12 protein-coding genes and 2 pseudogenes are annotated in these 17549 nt (G+C 60.6%); 8 read left to right on the plus strand and 6 right to left on the minus strand.

What is annotated here, in order from left to right; genetic code table 11:
• Nucleotides 1-44 precede the first annotated feature (44 nt).
• Both mgrA and BSK43_RS20080 read left to right on the plus strand, forming a co-directional pair.
• Nucleotides 45-1076, plus strand: a complete 1032-nt coding sequence (gene mgrA / locus BSK43_RS20075; protein ID WP_077468745.1) for an L-glyceraldehyde 3-phosphate reductase — start codon at nt 45-47, stop codon at nt 1074-1076.
• A gap of 326 nt (nt 1077-1402) precedes the next feature.
• On the plus strand, nt 1403-1732 hold the full coding sequence (locus BSK43_RS20080; protein ID WP_068387336.1) for an RcnB family protein: 330 nt from the start codon (nt 1403-1405) through the stop codon (nt 1730-1732).
• Nucleotides 1733-1863: 131 nt separating this feature from the next.
• On the opposite strand, the pseudogene BSK43_RS20085 reads toward BSK43_RS20080, so the two are convergent.
• Nucleotides 1864-8558 (minus strand): annotated as a pseudogene (locus BSK43_RS20085) (hypothetical protein).
• 493 nt (nt 8559-9051) lie between these two features.
• On the opposite strand from BSK43_RS20085, the gene BSK43_RS20090 reads away from it, so the two are divergent.
• Nucleotides 9052-9420, plus strand: a complete 369-nt coding sequence (locus BSK43_RS20090) for an Hpt domain-containing protein (RefSeq protein ID WP_068387331.1) — start codon at nt 9052-9054, stop codon at nt 9418-9420.
• Between the two features lie 147 nt (nt 9421-9567).
• Nucleotides 9568-9888 carry a 2Fe-2S iron-sulfur cluster-binding protein gene (locus BSK43_RS20095; RefSeq protein WP_068388012.1) on the plus strand — a complete coding sequence of 107 codons (321 nt, stop codon included), beginning with the start codon at nt 9568-9570 and terminating at the stop codon, nt 9886-9888.
• Nucleotides 9889-10341: 453 nt separating this feature from the next.
• Here BSK43_RS20095 and BSK43_RS20100 read toward each other — a convergent pair.
• Nucleotides 10342-10964: pseudogene (locus BSK43_RS20100) on the minus strand (DUF922 domain-containing protein).
• A gap of 92 nt (nt 10965-11056) precedes the next feature.
• On the opposite strand from BSK43_RS20100, the gene folP reads away from it, so the two are divergent.
• The 3 genes from folP to folK all read left to right on the plus strand — a co-directional run bounded on the left by folP (nt 11057) and on the right by folK (nt 12870).
• Nucleotides 11057-11926, plus strand: a complete 870-nt coding sequence (gene folP / locus BSK43_RS20105) for a dihydropteroate synthase (RefSeq protein WP_077472684.1) — start codon at nt 11057-11059, stop codon at nt 11924-11926.
• Nucleotides 11927-11987: 61 nt separating this feature from the next.
• Nucleotides 11988-12359: a dihydroneopterin aldolase gene (gene folB / locus BSK43_RS20110; protein ID WP_068387327.1), complete on the plus strand. Its 372-nt coding sequence runs from the start codon at nt 11988-11990 to the stop codon at nt 12357-12359.
• A complete protein-coding gene (gene folK / locus BSK43_RS20115; RefSeq protein WP_077472685.1) occupies nt 12352-12870 on the plus strand; it encodes a 2-amino-4-hydroxy-6-hydroxymethyldihydropteridine diphosphokinase in 519 nt (172 codons plus the stop codon). The genes folB and folK overlap by 8 nt, the downstream gene beginning before the upstream one ends.
• A gap of 60 nt (nt 12871-12930) precedes the next feature.
• On the opposite strand, the gene BSK43_RS20120 is transcribed toward folK, so the two are convergent.
• The 4 genes from BSK43_RS20120 to BSK43_RS20135 form a co-directional block, all read right to left on the minus strand.
• Nucleotides 12931-13482, minus strand: a complete 552-nt coding sequence (locus BSK43_RS20120; protein ID WP_077472686.1) for a hypothetical protein — start codon at nt 13480-13482, stop codon at nt 12931-12933.
• Nucleotides 13483-13586: 104 nt separating this feature from the next.
• Nucleotides 13587-14672 carry a TIGR01620 family protein gene (locus tag BSK43_RS20125; RefSeq protein ID WP_077472687.1) on the minus strand — a complete coding sequence of 362 codons (1086 nt, stop codon included), beginning with the start codon at nt 14670-14672 and terminating at the stop codon, nt 13587-13589.
• Complete coding sequence (locus BSK43_RS20130; RefSeq protein ID WP_077472688.1) at nt 14669-16144, minus strand: YcjX family protein; 1476 nt, start codon at nt 16142-16144, stop codon at nt 14669-14671. Before BSK43_RS20130 ends, BSK43_RS20125 begins: the two co-directional genes overlap by 4 nt.
• Nucleotides 16145-16270: 126 nt before the next feature.
• Nucleotides 16271-16762: a histidine phosphatase family protein gene (locus BSK43_RS20135; protein WP_077472735.1), complete on the minus strand. Its 492-nt coding sequence runs from the start codon at nt 16760-16762 to the stop codon at nt 16271-16273.
• A gap of 280 nt (nt 16763-17042) precedes the next feature.
• Between BSK43_RS20135 and dksA the strand changes: the two genes are divergently transcribed.
• Nucleotides 17043-17462 carry an RNA polymerase-binding protein DksA gene (dksA, locus tag BSK43_RS20140; RefSeq protein WP_034477403.1) on the plus strand — a complete coding sequence of 140 codons (420 nt, stop codon included), beginning with the start codon at nt 17043-17045 and terminating at the stop codon, nt 17460-17462.
• The last annotated feature ends 87 nt before the right edge of the window (nt 17463-17549 follow it).

The following is a 17549-nucleotide window of genomic DNA, read 5'->3' on the forward strand; positions in this document are numbered from 1 at the left end:
GGTGAACAACCCGCGCGCTTTTTCATCTCGAAGGAATAATCATCATGGCTTGGCAACCGGCATCCGACCGCTATGCGAAAATGAAATACAACAGGGTCGGCCGCTCCGGCCTGAAGCTGCCGGCGGTTTCGCTGGGGCTTTGGCACAATTTCGGCGGCGACACGCCGCATGACCGCAAGGTAGACATGTGCCGCACCGCGTTCGATCTGGGCATCACTCACTTCGATCTTGCCAATAATTACGGCCCGCCTCCCGGCAGCGCCGAGACCGCTTTCGGCGAGATCCTGCGCACCGAATTCGCCGGCCTGCGCGATGAGCTGATCATTTCGTCCAAGGCCGGCTACGACATGTGGCCGGGCCCCTACGGCGAGTGGGGCAGCCGCAAGTATCTGATCGCTTCCTGCGACCAGAGCCTGAAGCGCATGGGCCTCGACTATGTCGATATCTTCTATTCGCACCGCTTCGACCCGGATACGCCGCTCGAGGAAACCTGTGGTGCGCTCGATCATATCGTCCGTTCGGGCAGGGCGCTCTATGTCGGCATCTCCTCCTACAATTCGCAGCGCACGCGCGAGGCTGCGGCCATCCTCAGGGATCTCGGCACGCCGTGCCTGATCCATCAGCCGAGCTATTCCATGCTCAATCGCTGGGTCGAGGATGATGGCCTGGTCGATACGCTGGAAGATCTCGGCGTCGGGTCGATCGTCTTCTCGCCGCTTGCACAGGGCATGCTGACGACGAAGTATCTCGGTGGCATTCCGCAGGATAGCCGCGCCGCCCAGAACCACTTCCTGAAGCGCGACTTCATTCGTCCGTCGATCATCGAGAACATTCAGAAGCTCAACGAGATCGCCGAGAAGCGCGGCCAGACATTGGCGCAGATGGCGATCGCCTGGGTTCTGCGCGGTGGCCGGATCACTTCGGCGCTGATCGGCGCAAGCCGTTCCTCGCAGATCGTTGATTGCGTCAAGGCGCTCGACAATCTCGAATTCACGGCGGAAGAGCTGAAGGAGATCGATGTTTACGCCCGTGAGGCCGACGTCAATCTCTGGGCCAAATCAGCCGAGCGGGATTGATCATCCTGAAACGCCCGGAACCTGGTTCCGGGCGTTTTTGTTTGTCTGTGCTGGGGCCGCGCCGGCGCGGGTGCGTAGCAGGCGTTTGCCTGACGAAAATATCCGGCTTGCGAAGGAAATGTGCCGAGGTTACCGTCGGCGCTTGCGGAAAGCGGAAGTATCCGGGCATGGCCGACGTTGGGCCTGGTAGCGCTACCTACAGCGATATTCGAGAATATCCACACAAGATCAGCGTTTTCATTACAGAATTGTAACCCAACCGTCAGATTCGCTTCATGTCCGTGAGGATAAGTTCGCGCGCAAATTCTGAATCGAGGAAACAACCAATGAAAAGACTCTTCACCGTCCTTCTGGCGGCGTCCATCCTGGCGATGCCGTTGGCTGCGGAAGCTCAAGTCAAGCAAGCACCGCCTGCCAACAAGCCAGCCGCGGTTGAGAAGGATGTGGTGAAGAAGAGGGTGGTTGTCCGCAAGGGCGGCTGGGTCAAGGGTCGTCGTCTGTCGGCTTCCGATCGCCGCCGCGCCACCGAGATCGATTTTCGCGCCAACCATCTGACGGCGCCGCCGCGCGGCTATCATTGGGTTCGCATCAACGGCAGCATCCTGCTCGTGGGCATCACCAGCGGCCTGATTTCGAAGGTGCATGAGGCACGCTAGCTTCAATGTGATACCGGAATGAGAAAAGGCGGCCCGCGAGGTCGCCTTTTTTGTATCGCGCTCATTGCTATCGGCTTGAATCAAAATCCCCGGCTTGAGACCGGGGATTGAGCATTCGTCTTTTGTCTATCTCAGCTCAGGCGGCCAGCCGCGTGTGCCAGCATGGTGTAGACCTTGCCGGTATCCGAGGTCAGATAGGATTGCGTGACGGTGCGGTCGCGATCGGTGCGGGCAACGTCGGCAAGCAGCTTTTCGAAATCGGCGATGTAGCGATCGACTGCGGTGCGGAATTCCGGCTCGCGATCATACTTGCGCTTGATCTCGTCGAATGTCTGCTGGCCCTTGAGCGTATAGAGGCGACGGGTGAAGACATCGCGCTCGCCGCGCTGGTAACGGCGCCACAGGTCGACCGAGGCGTCGTGATCGATAGCGCGGGCGATATCGACCGAGAGCGAGTTCAGAGATTCCACGACATGGCGCGGATTGCGGGCGACGGGAGCGGGTGCCGCTTCCGTCTGTGCACGCGGCGCAGCCTGGCGAGCGGGCGGCAGGTCGGCATTCTCGTCACGCGAGGCGCCGCGCAGGAGGTCGCTGATCCAACCGCCGCCGGCCGTTTCCTGACGGGCCGGAGCAGGCGTCTCTAACGGGCGCTGCGGCTGCACGGCCGGGCGTTCGGCGGGAATGGAGCCGCGCAAGCCAAGGGATTCGATCGAAGGCTGCTGTGGCTGTGGTGCCGGCTGCTGCACGCTCTGCTGGGGAGCAGGAGCGGGCTGCTGAGGCGCAGGCTGTTGCGGCCTGGGAGCGGGAGCGGCGGCTACAGTCTGAGCAGGTGCCGCCGGCTGCGGGCGCTGGGCCGGCTGCGGATTTGCCAATGCACGGGCCGAGGGTTCGGAGATTTCCAGCTGCTGCGTCGAGCGGCCGACAATCTGCGAGATGTCCTGCAGGGCCTTGATCTGTTCGGCGACGGCGCGGCGCATGGCGGCGGCGCTTTCCTTGGCTTCTTCCGGAAGATCGAAGGCACCGCGCTTCAACTCGCTGCGGGTCATGTCGAGTTCCCTGCGGATATCCCCGGCCGAACGGCGGATCTCGTCGGTTGCCCCGGCAAAACGAACCACGGCATCGTCGACGGCGACGCGCAAGGTCTCGCGAAGCTGTTCGGCAGCGCCATCGGAGGTCTTTCCGGCTTCCGCGAACATCTGCTCGACTTCGGACAGCGAAGCCGTGAGGCCGCCGCGCAGACGGTTGGTCAGATCGTTGGAGCGACGCTCGGCACTGGCAAAGGTGCTTTCCACGGCCTGGCTTGCTTCCTCGCCGGCCTTCTGAAGTGTGCCGCGCATGCCTTCCGCGGCATCCTCGGCGCGTTTCTCCACTTCGGAGAGAACACGACCGATATCCGCGAACGAAGACTGCACGCCCTGGCGCAGATTGCCGGTGACCTGGTTGGAGCGCTGTTCGGCGCGGTCGAAGGCGGTCTCGACCATGGTGCCGAGGGCGCGCATGGTGTTTTCGATTTCTTCCGAGCGTTGAACGAGGCCGACCGCCAGGTTCTGCAGGGCAGTTTCGCGCTCTTCCAGTGTCGACACCAGGTTCGACTGGGCCGCACCCAGAAGCGCGGAAGCCTGCGTCAGCACCTTGGAATGGTCGTCGAAGCGGCCGACGATGCTGCCGACCTGCGACAGGGTCTGGCCGGTGATTTCCGAGAGCTTGTCGACCTTGCCTTCGAGGAGGCGGCTGGAGGCCGAAACCATTTCGCCGGCCTTGGCGGCGGAGTCTGCGAAACGGACAGAGGTCGCGGTGAGACGATCATCGACGCTTGCATATTCGGCTGCAGCGTTGCTGAGCAGGCCGGTGATCGCCGAGTTGTTTTCGGCCAAGCGGGCGATGATGCCGTTGACGCTTGCCAGCAGGTTGTTTTCGAGCGCGCTGACGGTGGTGACCGCATGTTCGGTGCGCGATGCGATAGCATTGATCAGGGCGGCGTTTTCGGCGCGCAGGCGCTCCGTGCTTTCCTGGGCGGCGGCCGAGATGAGGGCTGCGGCTTCCTGACCCGTAGCCGCATAGCGGTCGACAATCGGGCGGGCCTTCTCGTCGATCAGGCGCGACAGTTCCGTCGAGCGTCCGGCCAGCATCGAGTTCAGTTCGCGGGTGCGCTCATCGAGCGAGGTACGGATCGATGCGCCGCGCGCTTCCAGTGCCTTGTCGACATCTGTCAGCGTGGCGTCGATTTCACGGGCACGGTCTTCCAGCGCGGTGCGGATGGCGGTGCCGCGCTCTTCAAGTGCCTTCTCGACCTGGGACATGGTGGAGGCGATCTGCTCGCTGCCGCCGGCAAGCGTGTTGCGAATGGCGGCGCCACGGGCTTCCAGCGATTGCTCGGCCGATGACAGGGCCTGCGAGATCGTGTTGACCTGGTTGCTGACGAGGCCTTCGGCTTCGGCAACCTTGTTGACGATTGCATTGCCTGCTTCAGAGAAGGTCTGGGCGACGGCTGCCGCCTGGCTCGCCAAGCGGCTTTGCGTTTCAGAGACGCGGCTGACGAGGTCGTCGGAACGCTCGGTCATGGCGCGTGTGAACGCATCGCTGTGGCTGCCGAGATTATCGGCGAACTGCTGGCCGGTGCTGGCAAGCAGGTCGGCCGTGCGCGTTGCCTCGCCGTCCATGCCCTGGGCGGCATCGGCAACGGCGGTGCGCAGCGTTGTCGCGAGATTGGCGGCCTTGCCTTCGATCGTGCGGTTGACGGCTTCGAGGCCGACATTGAGCGCGCGATCCATGGTCGACAGGCGTTCCTCGATGCGAGCAGCGGCTTCACTGCCGCTATGATCGATCTGAGCAGCACCCGTTGCCAGGGTCTCGGACAGGCGATTGCCTGCCGCATCGACTTGGGCGGTAACGCCGGTCACACCTTCGTGGATGCGGCTCTCGAGAGCAGACAGGCTGGCTTCGACGCGCGAACCAGTGTCGGCGAAACGGCTGGTCATGCCGTCGATCGACTGGTTGAGGTTGGACGAGAAGTTTTCCGCCGAGCGTGCGATATCGCCTGCTGCCTGCTGAATGCGGCCGGCAACGTCGCCGGCACCGCTGCTGAGGCGTTCTTCCAATACTCTTGCGCTTGCGTCGATGGTCTGGCGCAGCGAAGCCTCACGGTCTTCGAGCGACATTTCGAGCATGCTGGCGCTGGTGGCAATCGACGTCCCGATGTTGGTCGTCTGCTCCATCAGCGTATTGTCGATCTGAGCGTGCGCATCACGCAGCGTCAGGCTGATGGCGTTGCTGCGGTCTTCCAGCGTCGAGCGCATGCGCTCGTAAGCAGAGGCCAGGTTCTGATCCATCTGGGACAGGCCCGTGCCGAGCGTATCTTCGAGTTGGCGTGTCGTGCTGCCAAGTGCATTCTCGACCCTGTCCGTGCCGCTGTTGAGCAATCCCGACAGAGATTCCGTGTGGGCTGCAAGCGAGCGATCAAGGCGATCCTGATTTTCGGTGTAGGCGGCGCGAATGGCATCCGCCTTGTCGCCGAAGGCGCCAGCCACGCGGGATTCCGCGCCGGAGACGCTGTCGAGCAGGGCGTTGGCACGCGATTCCAGGGCGCCTTCGAAGCGGCTCTGGTTCTCGGCAAGCGAGATCGCAAAGGCCATGCTCTTGTCGTCGAGCGTGTTGGTCAGCGCGTCATGGCCGCTTGCCACGGTGTGAGCGATGGCCTGGGCGCTGTTCGTCAGGGTTTCCTCGAGCTTCGCCTGGTTCTCGGAGAGAGCGATTGCCAGCGCCATGGTTCTGTCGTCGAGGCTGTTGACGATCTTGTCGTGCGTGCCGGCGACCGTGCTGGAGAGTGCATCCAGGCGGCTGGAAAGAGCGTCTTCGAGGCGGGACTGGGTGTCGGAAAGCGAAATGGCCAAAGCCATGGCCTTGTCATCCAGCGCATCGCCAATGGCGGCGTGATTGCCGGCGAATGCGTTGGTGATGGCTTCCGCACGGTTCGCCAGCGTTGCCTCCAGGCGCGATTGGCCGTTCGTCAGAACGTCGGAAAGTGCCCGCGTCTTGCCTTCCAGCGTATCGGCGACGCGCTCGCGTGACCGGAAACCGTGTCTTCCAGGCGGGACTGGCTTTCTGAAAGAGCGATGGCAAGCGCCATGGTCCGGTCGTCGAGCGCGTCAGCCAGGGCGGCATGATTGCCGGCAAAAGCCTTGATGATCTCTTCGGCGCGATTGGAGAGCGTTTCCTCAAGGCGGCTCTGTCCGCTGGTCAAGGCAGCCGCCAGTGCGCCGGTCTTGCCGTCAGCGTATCGGCGACGCGCTCAGCATGACCTGCGACGGTTTCTTCGAGCCGTGCCTGGCTTTCGGAAAGGGCGATGGCAAGCGCCATGGTCCGGTCGTCGAGCGCATTGGTGACGGTTTCGGCGTGACCTGACACGGTGCTTTCCAGGCGTGCATGACCCTCGGCGAGGGCGCGGGCAAGTGCCTTGGTCTTTTCATCCATGGTGCCGGCGACCTGCTCGGCATGTCCGGATACGGTATCTTCCAGTCGCGACTGGCTTTCGGAGAGAGCAATGGCAAGCGCCATCGTCTTGTCGTCGAGCGTATCGGCGAGTTTGCCATGCGTCTCGGCAATGGCGCCGGTGATGGCGTCGGCGCGGCTTGATAGCGTGTTTTCGAGGCGAAGCTGGTTTTCCGCAAGCGAGATAGCCAGCATCGACGTGCGCTCGTCGAGCGCGGCAGTCAAATGCTCGTGCGAACCGCTGACGGCACTGACGATGCCTTCCGAGCGTTCGGCCAGTGTCTGTTCGAAGCGCGACTGATTGTCGGCAAGAGCACCGAATAGGGCCGTGCTGCGAGACGCCATGACGGCGTCGATGCGCTCATGGGCGGAACCCAGGGCCTGAGTGATCTCGCTGGTACGAGACGAGAGCGTGTTGTTTATCTCGCTGGCGCGGCCGGTGAAAGCCGTGGTGAGTTCTTCCGTGCCGCTCTGCAGGGCAGCGGAGACATCCCGCGTCACGCCCTGGACGGCATTGGTGAAGGTGCTTGCGTGGGTGCTCAGCGCAGCGTTCAGTTCGCCTGTACCCGAGGTGAGGGCGGAGGAAATGCCGCTGGTGGCATTCTGCAGCGCAGAAGTGATCTCGCCGGCCCTGGAGCCGATGGCGCTTTCCAGTACTTCCTGGCCGGTCGCCAGGGTGGTCGCAAGTGCGAACGACTGGTCGGTGAGGGAGGAGCCGAGGCGTTCGATGCTGGACGTCAGAATGCCTTCAATGGCTTCCGAGTTACTGCCGAGGGACTGATTGATCCGGGCAAGGCTTTCCGAAAGCTTGCTGTCGAGCGTGCCGGCGCGCTTGTCGAAGGCGGAGGTGAATTCCGAGACATGTTCGTCGAAGGTCGTTGAAAGCTGCGCGATTGTCGACTGGAAACGCTCCTCGAAGAAGCCGGAACGAAGGTCGATGTCCATCATGGTGTCATCGGCGGTCGATTGCAGGCTCTGGCGGAAGCTGGCACCCTTTTCGTCCAGCGATGTATTGAGCTTGGCCAGCACAGTATCCAGCGTACCGGTGATCGAGCGTTCGCCGCCGGTGAGGCTCTCACTGATTTCCCTGGTGCGGGCGACCAGCGTTTCGTTGAGCTGGCGGGCGCGCTCGTTGAGGGCGTTGTTCAGCTTTTCGGTATTCGCATCCAGCGTCGAGGCGCGGGTTTCAAATTGGCCAAGCAGCTCCTTGCCGCGTTCGCCAAGCGTTGACGACAGCGCGTCCAGACGTGAATCGAACTCGTGGCTAAGCGCGAGGCCGGAAGCATTGAGGTTCTGCAGCAGGCTGTCGGTCTTGGCCGCGAGCAGGGTTCCGAGCGCCTGAACGGCGGAATCGGATTTTTCCATCAGCGCTGCAGCGCGCGTATCGATCATCGAGGCAAAGGCTTCGCCCGAAGTAGACAGGCGTACGGCGATCTCTTCGGTCGCCAGCGACAGATCTTCCTTGATCTGGTCGTGGACGCCGGAGATGGAGGAACGAATCCGCTCGGCGTGATTGACGATCGCATCGCGCTCGGTGCCGAGTTCGTGGACGAGGCCGCGCACGCGCAATTCGTTGTCGGCATAGCTGCGCTCGAGCGCGTTGACTTCGGAATGGACGAGGGTTTCCAGCTCGGTGGCGCGCGCAATCGTACGCTCGATGCCCTCATTCATGGCCGAGACTTCGCGACGCACTGCCTGACCGACGGTCATGATGCGATCCGAGGCGACGGTTTCAGGCTCGACGAGGCGCAGCGCCACTTCCGCCATGGAGCGGGCGGCGTTGCGCATGTCGTGCGCCCGCGAGATCATCATGCCAAAGGCATAGAACATGAGGACGGGTATGACGATCCCGACAATGCAGGCGATGACGCCGGGAAGGGCGACAAGATCGGCTACGGATTGGATGTTTCGGATCTGCGCGCCATACAGCAGGAAGGCGAGGCCGGCACCGCCGATGATCCAGAACAGCGAAAAGATCGTGGCATTGCGAACCGCATGGCTCTGGGAGCCGCTATCCAAGGCCTTCAGGAGGCTGGCGGGGCTCGCCCGGTTGCCATCGTTTGCTGCAGCAAGGTTCGGGCTTTTCGGTGCCTCGGCGGGGCGGGGGCGTTGCGGCAGGGGCGGCCGCGCTTCGTGCGCTGCCAGCCTGGCGGGCTGCATCGTCCTTGGTCTGCTTCATCGGCTGTTTCGGCGGTTCAGACACTTTTCGCTCCGGGACATCAGGCGTGGGACCGCTGCGAGACTCCAAGTTCTCGTCACTGAAATCGATCTGCAAAGCTTCGTCCAATGCCTGAAAGGCCTTGTCCTCGACCGACTCGATGTACTTTTTGTTCGCCATGCGGTTACGCCTCGTTACAACTCACTCGGGCTTGCCGTGTCGTTTCCGGAAATTCCGCCGTATCCAGAAAAGACGAACCCTGCCTCCCGTGGGGTCCTCCGTCTTCGATAAATATCGAGGCTGGATTTCCCATTACATTTCAGAGTGGATAACTGGTTTTTCAAACGGATGTTATGAAAACATTACCATCATCCACTTCTTGGGCAAAGGCATGCGCCACAAACCCAATCTAGCCGTATCGTAGTGACACATTCCCCCAGTCATGACAATTAATTCCACTGTAAAGTCAGTGGATCGTTAAGATGCGATTAACCTTCCTAACGTGTTCAAGCGCATGAAAATCCAATATTCTGGGCATGTTTAACGCGCGTTAACCATGTCGTGAGTTTTACGCCCTCAATGTGCCAAAATTTAACTCGATGGCCATGCCAAGCCCGCAACTATGCGGCAGGTCGCTAAAACAGTCACAGGTTAAGGACGGGAGCGTTGGCACATGGCAGCACTGAATATTGCATTTGAATCTCCGGATAATTCACGCGGGCCGACCCCATCAAGGGAGCGGGCGATCGATCTCGTCCATCTCGCAAAGCAGACCATGGGCGACAAGGCTCTCGAAGTCGAGGTGCTGCAGATGTTTGCCCGGCAGGCCCGGTCCTGTCTGCAGGAGATCGGCAGCGGCGATGCCAACCGCATCCATGCGGCATCCCACAAGCTGAAGGGCGCAGCAAGCGCAGTCGGCGCCTTTCGTGTCGCGGACGCGGCGGGCGCTCTGGAAAACGATGGTAGCGACGCGACCCATATGGCGGCCGTCACCACATGCGTCATCGAGGCAGAGAACTTCATTCTGAAGCTGTCGCGCTGAGCTGATCCTTTCGAAAGCCTGCAAATGCATCGTGGCGCCGCCAAGCGGGAAATCCGTTTCGGCGGCGCAAATGTTGACTGCCCCAGCGAATTGTTGGAAGTAAAATTCCGGATCGTCCTTTACTCACGAATTTCGGAATTCATCTAAATGACCCAATTGACCATCGTCGCCTTTGACGGCACCCGTTTTGACCTCAATGTCGACGACGGCTCCACCGTAATGGAAAACGCCGTACGCAACTCCGTTCCGGGCATTGAGGCGGAATGCGGCGGAGCATGTGCCTGTGCCACCTGTCATGTCTATGTCGACGACGAATGGACAGAGAGGGTCGGTAGTCCGCAGGCGATGGAAGAAGACATGCTGGACTTTGCGTTCGATGTCCGCCCCACGTCGCGGCTCTCCTGTCAGATCAAGATGACGAGCACTCTTGACGGGCTCGTTGTCCACGTTCCGGAACGTCAGGCTTAAAAACGCTCGGGTTCACGCGGCTTTGACTGCGTAATCCGGGCTGTTAATTCTATCTGAAACTCTCCGTCCGCCCCAAAAAGATGCCCCGCTCAGCTAGTGCAGCGAGCGAGGCGAGGCGGGCGCATCACCGACAGGCAAGGGAGGAAACGCCTGCGGCTTCAAGACGCGCCAGGAGAACACTTAGCGCATGCTTTGGAAAACAAACCCCGACTGCGACGAAGAGCGAACAAACCCGCCAGCGCAGGCACTCAAAATCGACCATTTCGAGATATCGTCCGGTATTTTCGAATCATCCGGTTCACTTATCTCTGTGATTAATAAGAAAAACCTATTTCAGATTCTCGTAAAGTTCAAAGAGCGACATGACCGGACGATTCACAGAAATAGTGGCTCTTTTCCCACAATTCGTGACATTTCGATGGTCTTTTGCGTGAATGAGCGCCCCGGGGCGCTCTACTGTCGGCTGTTTCCGCGGCTACGGTAGTACAGCAATCTCTGTATGCGGTTCTGGAAGTTGATGGCCTCGATGCGATCGAATCGCGCCTGATCGGCATCGTGGCGCTCGGTTTCGCGTGCCGTCACGTCATTCGCCTTGTCCTGAAGCGCGTCGCAATTGCTGGCCGAAGGCAAAGAGAGGATCAGCCGCTCCATCTGCCGGGCGTGCTGGCGGGCGATCTCGACGTGGCGATCCTCATGGCGGCGGATGTCGGCAGCCAGAGTATCCCATATCATGGAGAGCTGCTTGCTTGCACGGCGCGGTCGCGCCAGCGAGGCAGGATGATTTCGGTGTCGACCGTGACCTTGGCGCCGGAAATATAGCAGCGGCCACTTGCTTCGCTGTAGGTCGCGTTGCCGCCGAAGCGAATTCGCGTCGCGCCCGGATGATGGCTGCTGGAACCCATTGCAAGCGGTCCTTGATGGTTCAATGCGGCATCGAGCTCGTCGGCGCTGCTGCCCTTGATGTCGAAATAGGAAACGGTTTTGCGGGTGATCACCTCGGCATGGGCGATTTCAGTCATGCAGAGCGTGAGCAACAAGGCGCATGAAATACTGATCTTATGGGATGCAAGCGGCATTCGTGACGCAACCATGTTGAACTTCGGCGAACCTTGCGGCATAGGCACTGTGAGCGCAATATCGAGCGCAAGGTTTTTTCATTTTCAATGGGATGGGACGGTTCGTGACGGAGCTTCGCAGCCATAGCTGGCATGTCGCGCATGGCCGCAGCATCGAGGTCGGCAAAAAAAGCGTCATCATGGCCATCGTCAACGTGACGCCGGATTCATTCTCGGATGGCGGCCACTACGAGGCTGTCGATGCCGCGGTTGAACATGCGCTTGCCTGTATTGCTGACGGTGCTGCCATTGTCGATATCGGTGGAGAATCGACGAAGCCGGGCGCCGATGCCGTCAGCGCCAGCCAGGAGCAGGGGCGGGTGCTGCCCGTCATCGAGGCATTGCGAAGCAGGACCGATGCGCTGATCTCGGTTGATACCTATCGGGCTGATACGGCGCGGCTGGCAATCGGAGCCGGCGCGCATATCGTCAACGATGTCTTCGGCCTGCAACGCGAGCCGGATATAGCTGGTGTGGCGGCGCAGACGGGAGCGGGGCTTTGCATCATGCATACCGGTCGCGACAGGCAGAAACTGCCTGATGTGATCGACGATCAGATCCTGTTCCTCAACCGCTCGCTCGACATTGCCGCGGCGGCTGACGTCAGCAGGCAAAATATCGTGCTCGATCCCGGTTTCGGCTTCGCCAAGGAGAATGCCGAAGAGAATCTGGAATTGATGGCGCGTTTCAATGCGCTGCTTCGGTTCGACTTGCCGCTGCTGGTGGGTACCTCGCGCAAGCGATTTGTCGGCACCATCACGGGGCGTGATGCCGCCGATCGCGATGTCGGCACGGCCGCGACCAGCACAATCTTGCGTTTGCAGGGAGCAGCCCTATTCCGCGTACACAATGTCGCAATCAACAGAGATGCGCTGGCCGTTGCGGATGCTATTCTCAGGACGCGCGCGAGACTTAAAGCATGATCCCTGAACCAAGGGAGCGGTTTTCGAACGCCGTTGTGCCTGTTCGAAACGGAGGGACGCCATGAGCGCTGTGACATACACCATTACTCTGCAGAATTGCGCTTTCTTTGCTCGCCATGGCGTGCATGACGAGGAGGAGTTCCTCGGGCAGCGCTTCTTTGTCGATGCGGAGCTCGATGTGGAGGCCGGCGACGCGCTGGAGCGCGATTCGATCGGCGATACCGTCAATTACGGCATCGCATTCACCGTTATCGAGGAGATTGTCACCGGTCGCCGGCGATATCTGATCGAGGCGCTGGCACTCGATGTAGCCAAGGAATTGTGCAAGCGCTTTCCGGGTATCCGCCGCGCGAAGATCACGGTGCGCAAGCCGAATGCGCCGGTTCCGGGTGTTCTCGATTACGTACAGGTGAGTGTTGAGCATTTTGCCTGAAAACGGAGCCGTGCGGGCGACGCTTGGTCTTGGCGGCAATCTGGATAATCCCGTCCACGCAATGGCGCTTGCCTTGCGCACCCTCGACGGGCGGGATGATTGCCGGGTGGTTTCGGTGTCGCGGCTCTACCGCACACCGCCCTGGGGCAAGACGGATCAGTCTCTATTCTATAATTCCTGTGCCGCAGTCGACACGACGCTGGCGCCGGAGGCGTTGCTTGACGTCTGTCTTGATATAGAGCGCGACATGAAACGGATTCGGCTGGAACGTTGGGGACCGCGGACGATCGACATCGATATCCTGACCTATGGCGACCTGGACCAGGCGGAGCCACTGCTGACCATCCCGCATCCGCGCATGACCGAGCGCGGTTTCGTGCTGATGCCGCTTGATGATTTCGCGGGCAATCTTTTGGTGAAGGGCCGCACAATCAAGAACTGGCTGCGGGACGTCGATATCGAAGGGATTGAGGTTGCGGATCAGAGTCGGGATTGGTGGCGATCCGCCTGATATCAAATGAAAAGGCCGGCAGAATATGCCGGCCTGTCGCGATACGCTTTATATCTGGAATTACTGGATCGATCCGACGGCCATCTGATCGATGTCGGCACGCTTCAGCGTCACACCGATGACAGGCACCATCTGCTCGCCGACTTTTACGGAAATCGTAACGTTCATCGACTTGTTGTCGGAAACGCGGGCGATCATGGCGCCATTCAACTTCTGGCGGATCAGGCCGAGAACGACGGTGCCGTCATTGACCGTGCCGGAGGTGATGTCCAGGCCCTTGCCGGCTGCGCCGTCCAGGAATTTTCCGCTATAGGAGCCGCCGCTCTGGGTGATCTCAGCCGACATCGGCTGTTGGAAGACGCCAACGCGGCAGGTGCCGTCGAGCTTGACACCCGCATTGTTGCCGTCGAGTGGCTTGCCGGTAAGGCTGCAGCTGAACTTCGTGCCCTTGTACTTGCCGGCGACAATCTCGCCTGGACCGCTCCATGAGCCGGCGACGGACTGGAAGAAGGCCTTGTCGCGGGGGGCCGCGTCGGCCGATTGCACCCAAGTACCGGTAGAGAGGGTCGCGGCGGCGAGGCCGCTTACAAGAAGAAATTGACGCGAAAACATGGACATTCCTTAGCGAGGCGGAACCGTAAAATTAGTTCCCACTTTTGCCCTAGAATGGTTAATGCTTGGTTTCGTTATGCCTGTAAAGCCGGATTTACAGGCGTTCACGTCGTTTGGCGACCGGTTACACCAGGCGTGAGGTCGCCGGCGAAGTCGGCAATGCCTGGCCGCTTCAGCGCCTTGAAGGAAAGAGGCCGGCAGAGATCCATGGCCGCGATACCGATTCTCGCCGTCATCATGCCGTTGACAACGCCTTCGCCCAATCGTGCTGAAAGCTTGGAGGCGAGCCCGTGGCCGATCAATTGCTGCACGATGCTATCGCCGACCGCGATGGAGCCTGTAACAGCCAGATGAGCCAGCACATCGCGCATCAGCCTGAGCATGCCGAGCGTGCCGGGCCTGCCGCCATAGAGCTCGGCCATGGCCCGCACCAGTTTCGCCGCCTCGTAGAGAACGTAGAGAATGTCGACTAGCGCGCGCGGGCTGACGGCGGTGACAACGGAGACGCGTTTCGAGGCGCCAAGGATCAGTGCCCTGGCCCGACGGTCGAGCGGCCCAAGCAACTCGCGCTCTGCAAGGTCGATCAGCTGCGGCGCGTCGATGATGTCGTCTTCGGCTGCTTTCAAAGTGGCGCGGCCCCGTGCAGTCTCCGGATTGGCCTCCAGAATAGTGCAGAGATGCTTCACCAATGCCTTGGCCCGACCGGGGCGCGTTTCGACGATAGCAGCCTCCGCTTCCGCCTTGATGTTTTGCACGGCTGCCAGCCGCATCATGCCGGCAGTTTCCCTGACGAGGATGGCGAGTACGGCGAGGATGCCGACAGCAACCACGGCAAGGGCGGTGTAGCCGAGCCAGTCGGCGCGGCTGAACAGGTCGCGGATGAGCTGGTCGGTCCAGAGCCCGAAAGCGAGCGATATCAGAATTCCGAGCGCACTCAGCGCTACCTTGCCGAACGAAAACCCGCGACGACGCGGCTTGGCACCGACGCTTCCGGCAAGTGCCGGGTCGAGGGCAGGGTTGATGAATGGATCGTCCTCATCCGCAGTCAGGACAATCTCGGTATCGAAGCTTTGCGGCTTGCGGCGCGGCGTTTCCGCACTGGTTTTCGCAGTCGTATCGCTCGGCTCCAGCGAAAAGGCCGCCGGACGCCGGGCTATATTGCTTGGCTCGTTTGGGGGCGGCTTCGTCATGCGAGACGGTCTCCGAACAGGAACTGCATGGCGCGGTCGAGGCGGATATGCGGCACCGAGAGCTTGATGCCGCCGCCGGTTTCATCCAGCTCCGGCGGTCGGAACCGAACGACATTCACCTCCGGCAAGTGGACCTTTGCCCCGTCTGATTCAAGGGCTTCGAACAACCAGCGTGGATTCTCAGGAAGATCGCCGGGAAATACCGCGGTCTTGCGATCGCCGTCGAAGATTTCGCCGGCGATCGTTTCCTTGTCCATCGGGGTGCCGACGATGACGGGAAGGGTCTGTCCGTCGCGCGTCACCGTGGCCTCGCGGGTAGCACGCACGGAGGCAATGGCCATGACCTCGATGCCGGCGCCGGCCATGCCAATGCGCTGGACGGCGCGCTCCACGAGGCGACGGGTCAGAGCTTCGAGCCGGTCATGGCTCTCGTGATGCAGATGATCGGCCTTGGTGGCGGCCACCAGCACGCGATCGATCCGGCGTCCAAGCAGCGAGGAAAAGAAGGAATTGTTGCCCGGACGAAAGCAGGCAAGCACATCCGTCAGCGCGCGCTCGAGATCCTGAACCGCTTCGGGACCGCGATTAATGGCCTGCAACGCGTCGACAAGGACTATCTGGCGGTCGAGCCGGGCGAAATGCTCGCGAAAGAAGGGTTTGACCACGACCGATTTATAGGCCTCGTAACGGCGTTCCATCATCGCCCAGAGCGAACCCTTCGGCGCGCTGCCCTCAGCGGGCAGTTTCAGCGGCGCAAAGGTGAGGGCGGGTGAGCCATCGAGATCACCGGGCAGCAGAAAACGCCCCGGCGGCAGCGTTGAGAGCGAGCGCTCGTCGGATTTGCAGGCCTTGAGATACCAGGCAAAAGCAGTCGCAAGCTCACGCGCCTTCATCTCGTCCGCGGGGGCGGCGATGTCGGCATTCTCGGTCATCGCCAGCCAATCCTGCGAGAGTTCCGCACGAATGCCGGTCGCAGCCAGCGCCAGTGTCTCGTCGCTGAAGGTGCGGAAATTCTTGCCGAGCAGCGGTAGGTCGAGCAGCCATTCGCCGGGATAATCGACGATGTCGATGGAAAGGCGGCCGGGCGAGAACAACCGGTTCCAACCGCTGGCGCTTTGATATTCCAGGGTAATGCGCAGCTCCGAGATCGCGCGTGTCGAATCCGGCCATATGCGCTCTTTGACCAGCGAACGGATATGATCCTCATACTGAAAGCGTGGCACGGCATCGTCCGGCTGAGGTTCCAGGCGAACAGAGGAAACGCGGCCTGACTGTACCGGCTCGAACAGTGGGAGCCGTCCGGCATTCAGCAGATTGTGCACCAGCGACGAGATGAAGACGGTTTTGCCGGAGCGGGAGAGACCGGTTACGCCCAGACGGATTGTCGGGCTGACGAGCCCGGTCGCACGATCAGCGAGATTGTCGAAAGCGATGAGAGCGTCGTCGGTAAAGGAGGTCAGGCTTGGGGGCAAGGCGGGATCCCTGGGTGACAGCGTGACCGTGAATATAGGAAACGAATCTTGCTCCGAACAGATGGGGCGATATTGGCAAGCCATCCCGCGCGGCACGCAACTCGCCCTTGCCCGAGACTGATATCTCTATTCGGTGACAAAATCCGTCAGCGACCAACCGGAGGGTGTCGCGTCGATGACGGCGAGGCCGGCCGTCGGAAAGCCACGCGGAAGGGCGGCAGCAAGGGCCTCGTGACCAATCAAGGCTTCCAGCGTCTGCTCGATGATCGGATTATGTGCCACCAGCATGACCGACTCCTGATCCGTCTGCGAAGCGATCAAGGAGAGGTAGATCTCCAGCGTTCCGTTGTAGAGAGCATCGACGAAGCGGAATTCGGTGGAAGGATTGACGATACGACGCATGGCGTCCGCGGTCTGGCGACAGCGAAGTGCCGTCGATGAGATTATCAGGTCTGGCTTGTAGCCTTTGTCGGCCACTTCGTCCGCGACGATCTCCGCTGCGGCATAGCCGTTATCGCTCAAGGGACGGTCGAAATCCCTCTGTCCAGGCGCCGCCTGCCGGGCCTCGGCATGGCGCAGGAGATAGATCCGTGACGGCGGCGGCGAGAGGGTCGTCATGATGAAGTTCCGAAGCTCGATTCGATCGATGAGGTAGCGTCTGTTCGTATGGGCCGTCAACTGCGATGTAATCCGCCGAATCGAGAAATAAGGCGCATTCACGCGAAGGTTACGGAACTGCCAAATTTGGGCTGTTGCCAATATATGGTGAAAAAATAGACGCTTAGCCGAATTTTATGACAAATTTAAAAATCGGTTGACAGCATCAATTTGGCTTGAATCGACACTATCGGTTGGGATATACACCCCGCGATATGAGATGTTCTTCAGGAGAATCGCGTTGAGTGAGAAGATCGATCTTAGTAATTATGTGCCCTCGGAAGACGAGGAGTTCATGAACCTGAACCAGCGAGCTTATTTCCGAGCAAAGCTGATAGCCTGGAAAAACGACATCCTTAGAGAAGCGCGTGAGACGCTGGGTCACCTGGCGGAAGAAAGCGCAAATCATCCCGATCTTGCCGACCGGGCGTCTTCGGAAACAGACAGAGCCATCGAGCTTCGAGCTCGCGACCGCCAGCGGAAACTCATCTCTAAAATCGATGCTGCAATGCAGCGTATCGACGAGGGTACCTACGGTTACTGTGAAGAGACAGGTGAGCCGATCGGCCTCAAGCGTCTCGATGCACGCCCGATTGCGACCCTGTCGATCGAAGCGCAGGAACGTCACGAGCGCCGCGAGAAAGTCTATCGCGACGAATAAGCGTTCCATTTCGATCGGAACCTATAAACAAAAGGCACGACGCATATGCGTCGTGCTTTTTTGATTCGGTCGCGTTTTCCGCCGCGC

Origin of the sequence: Rhizobium sp. P44RR-XXIV, assembly GCF_001999485.2 — a bacterium.
Classification (GTDB): Bacteria; Pseudomonadota; Alphaproteobacteria; order Rhizobiales; family Rhizobiaceae; genus Rhizobium.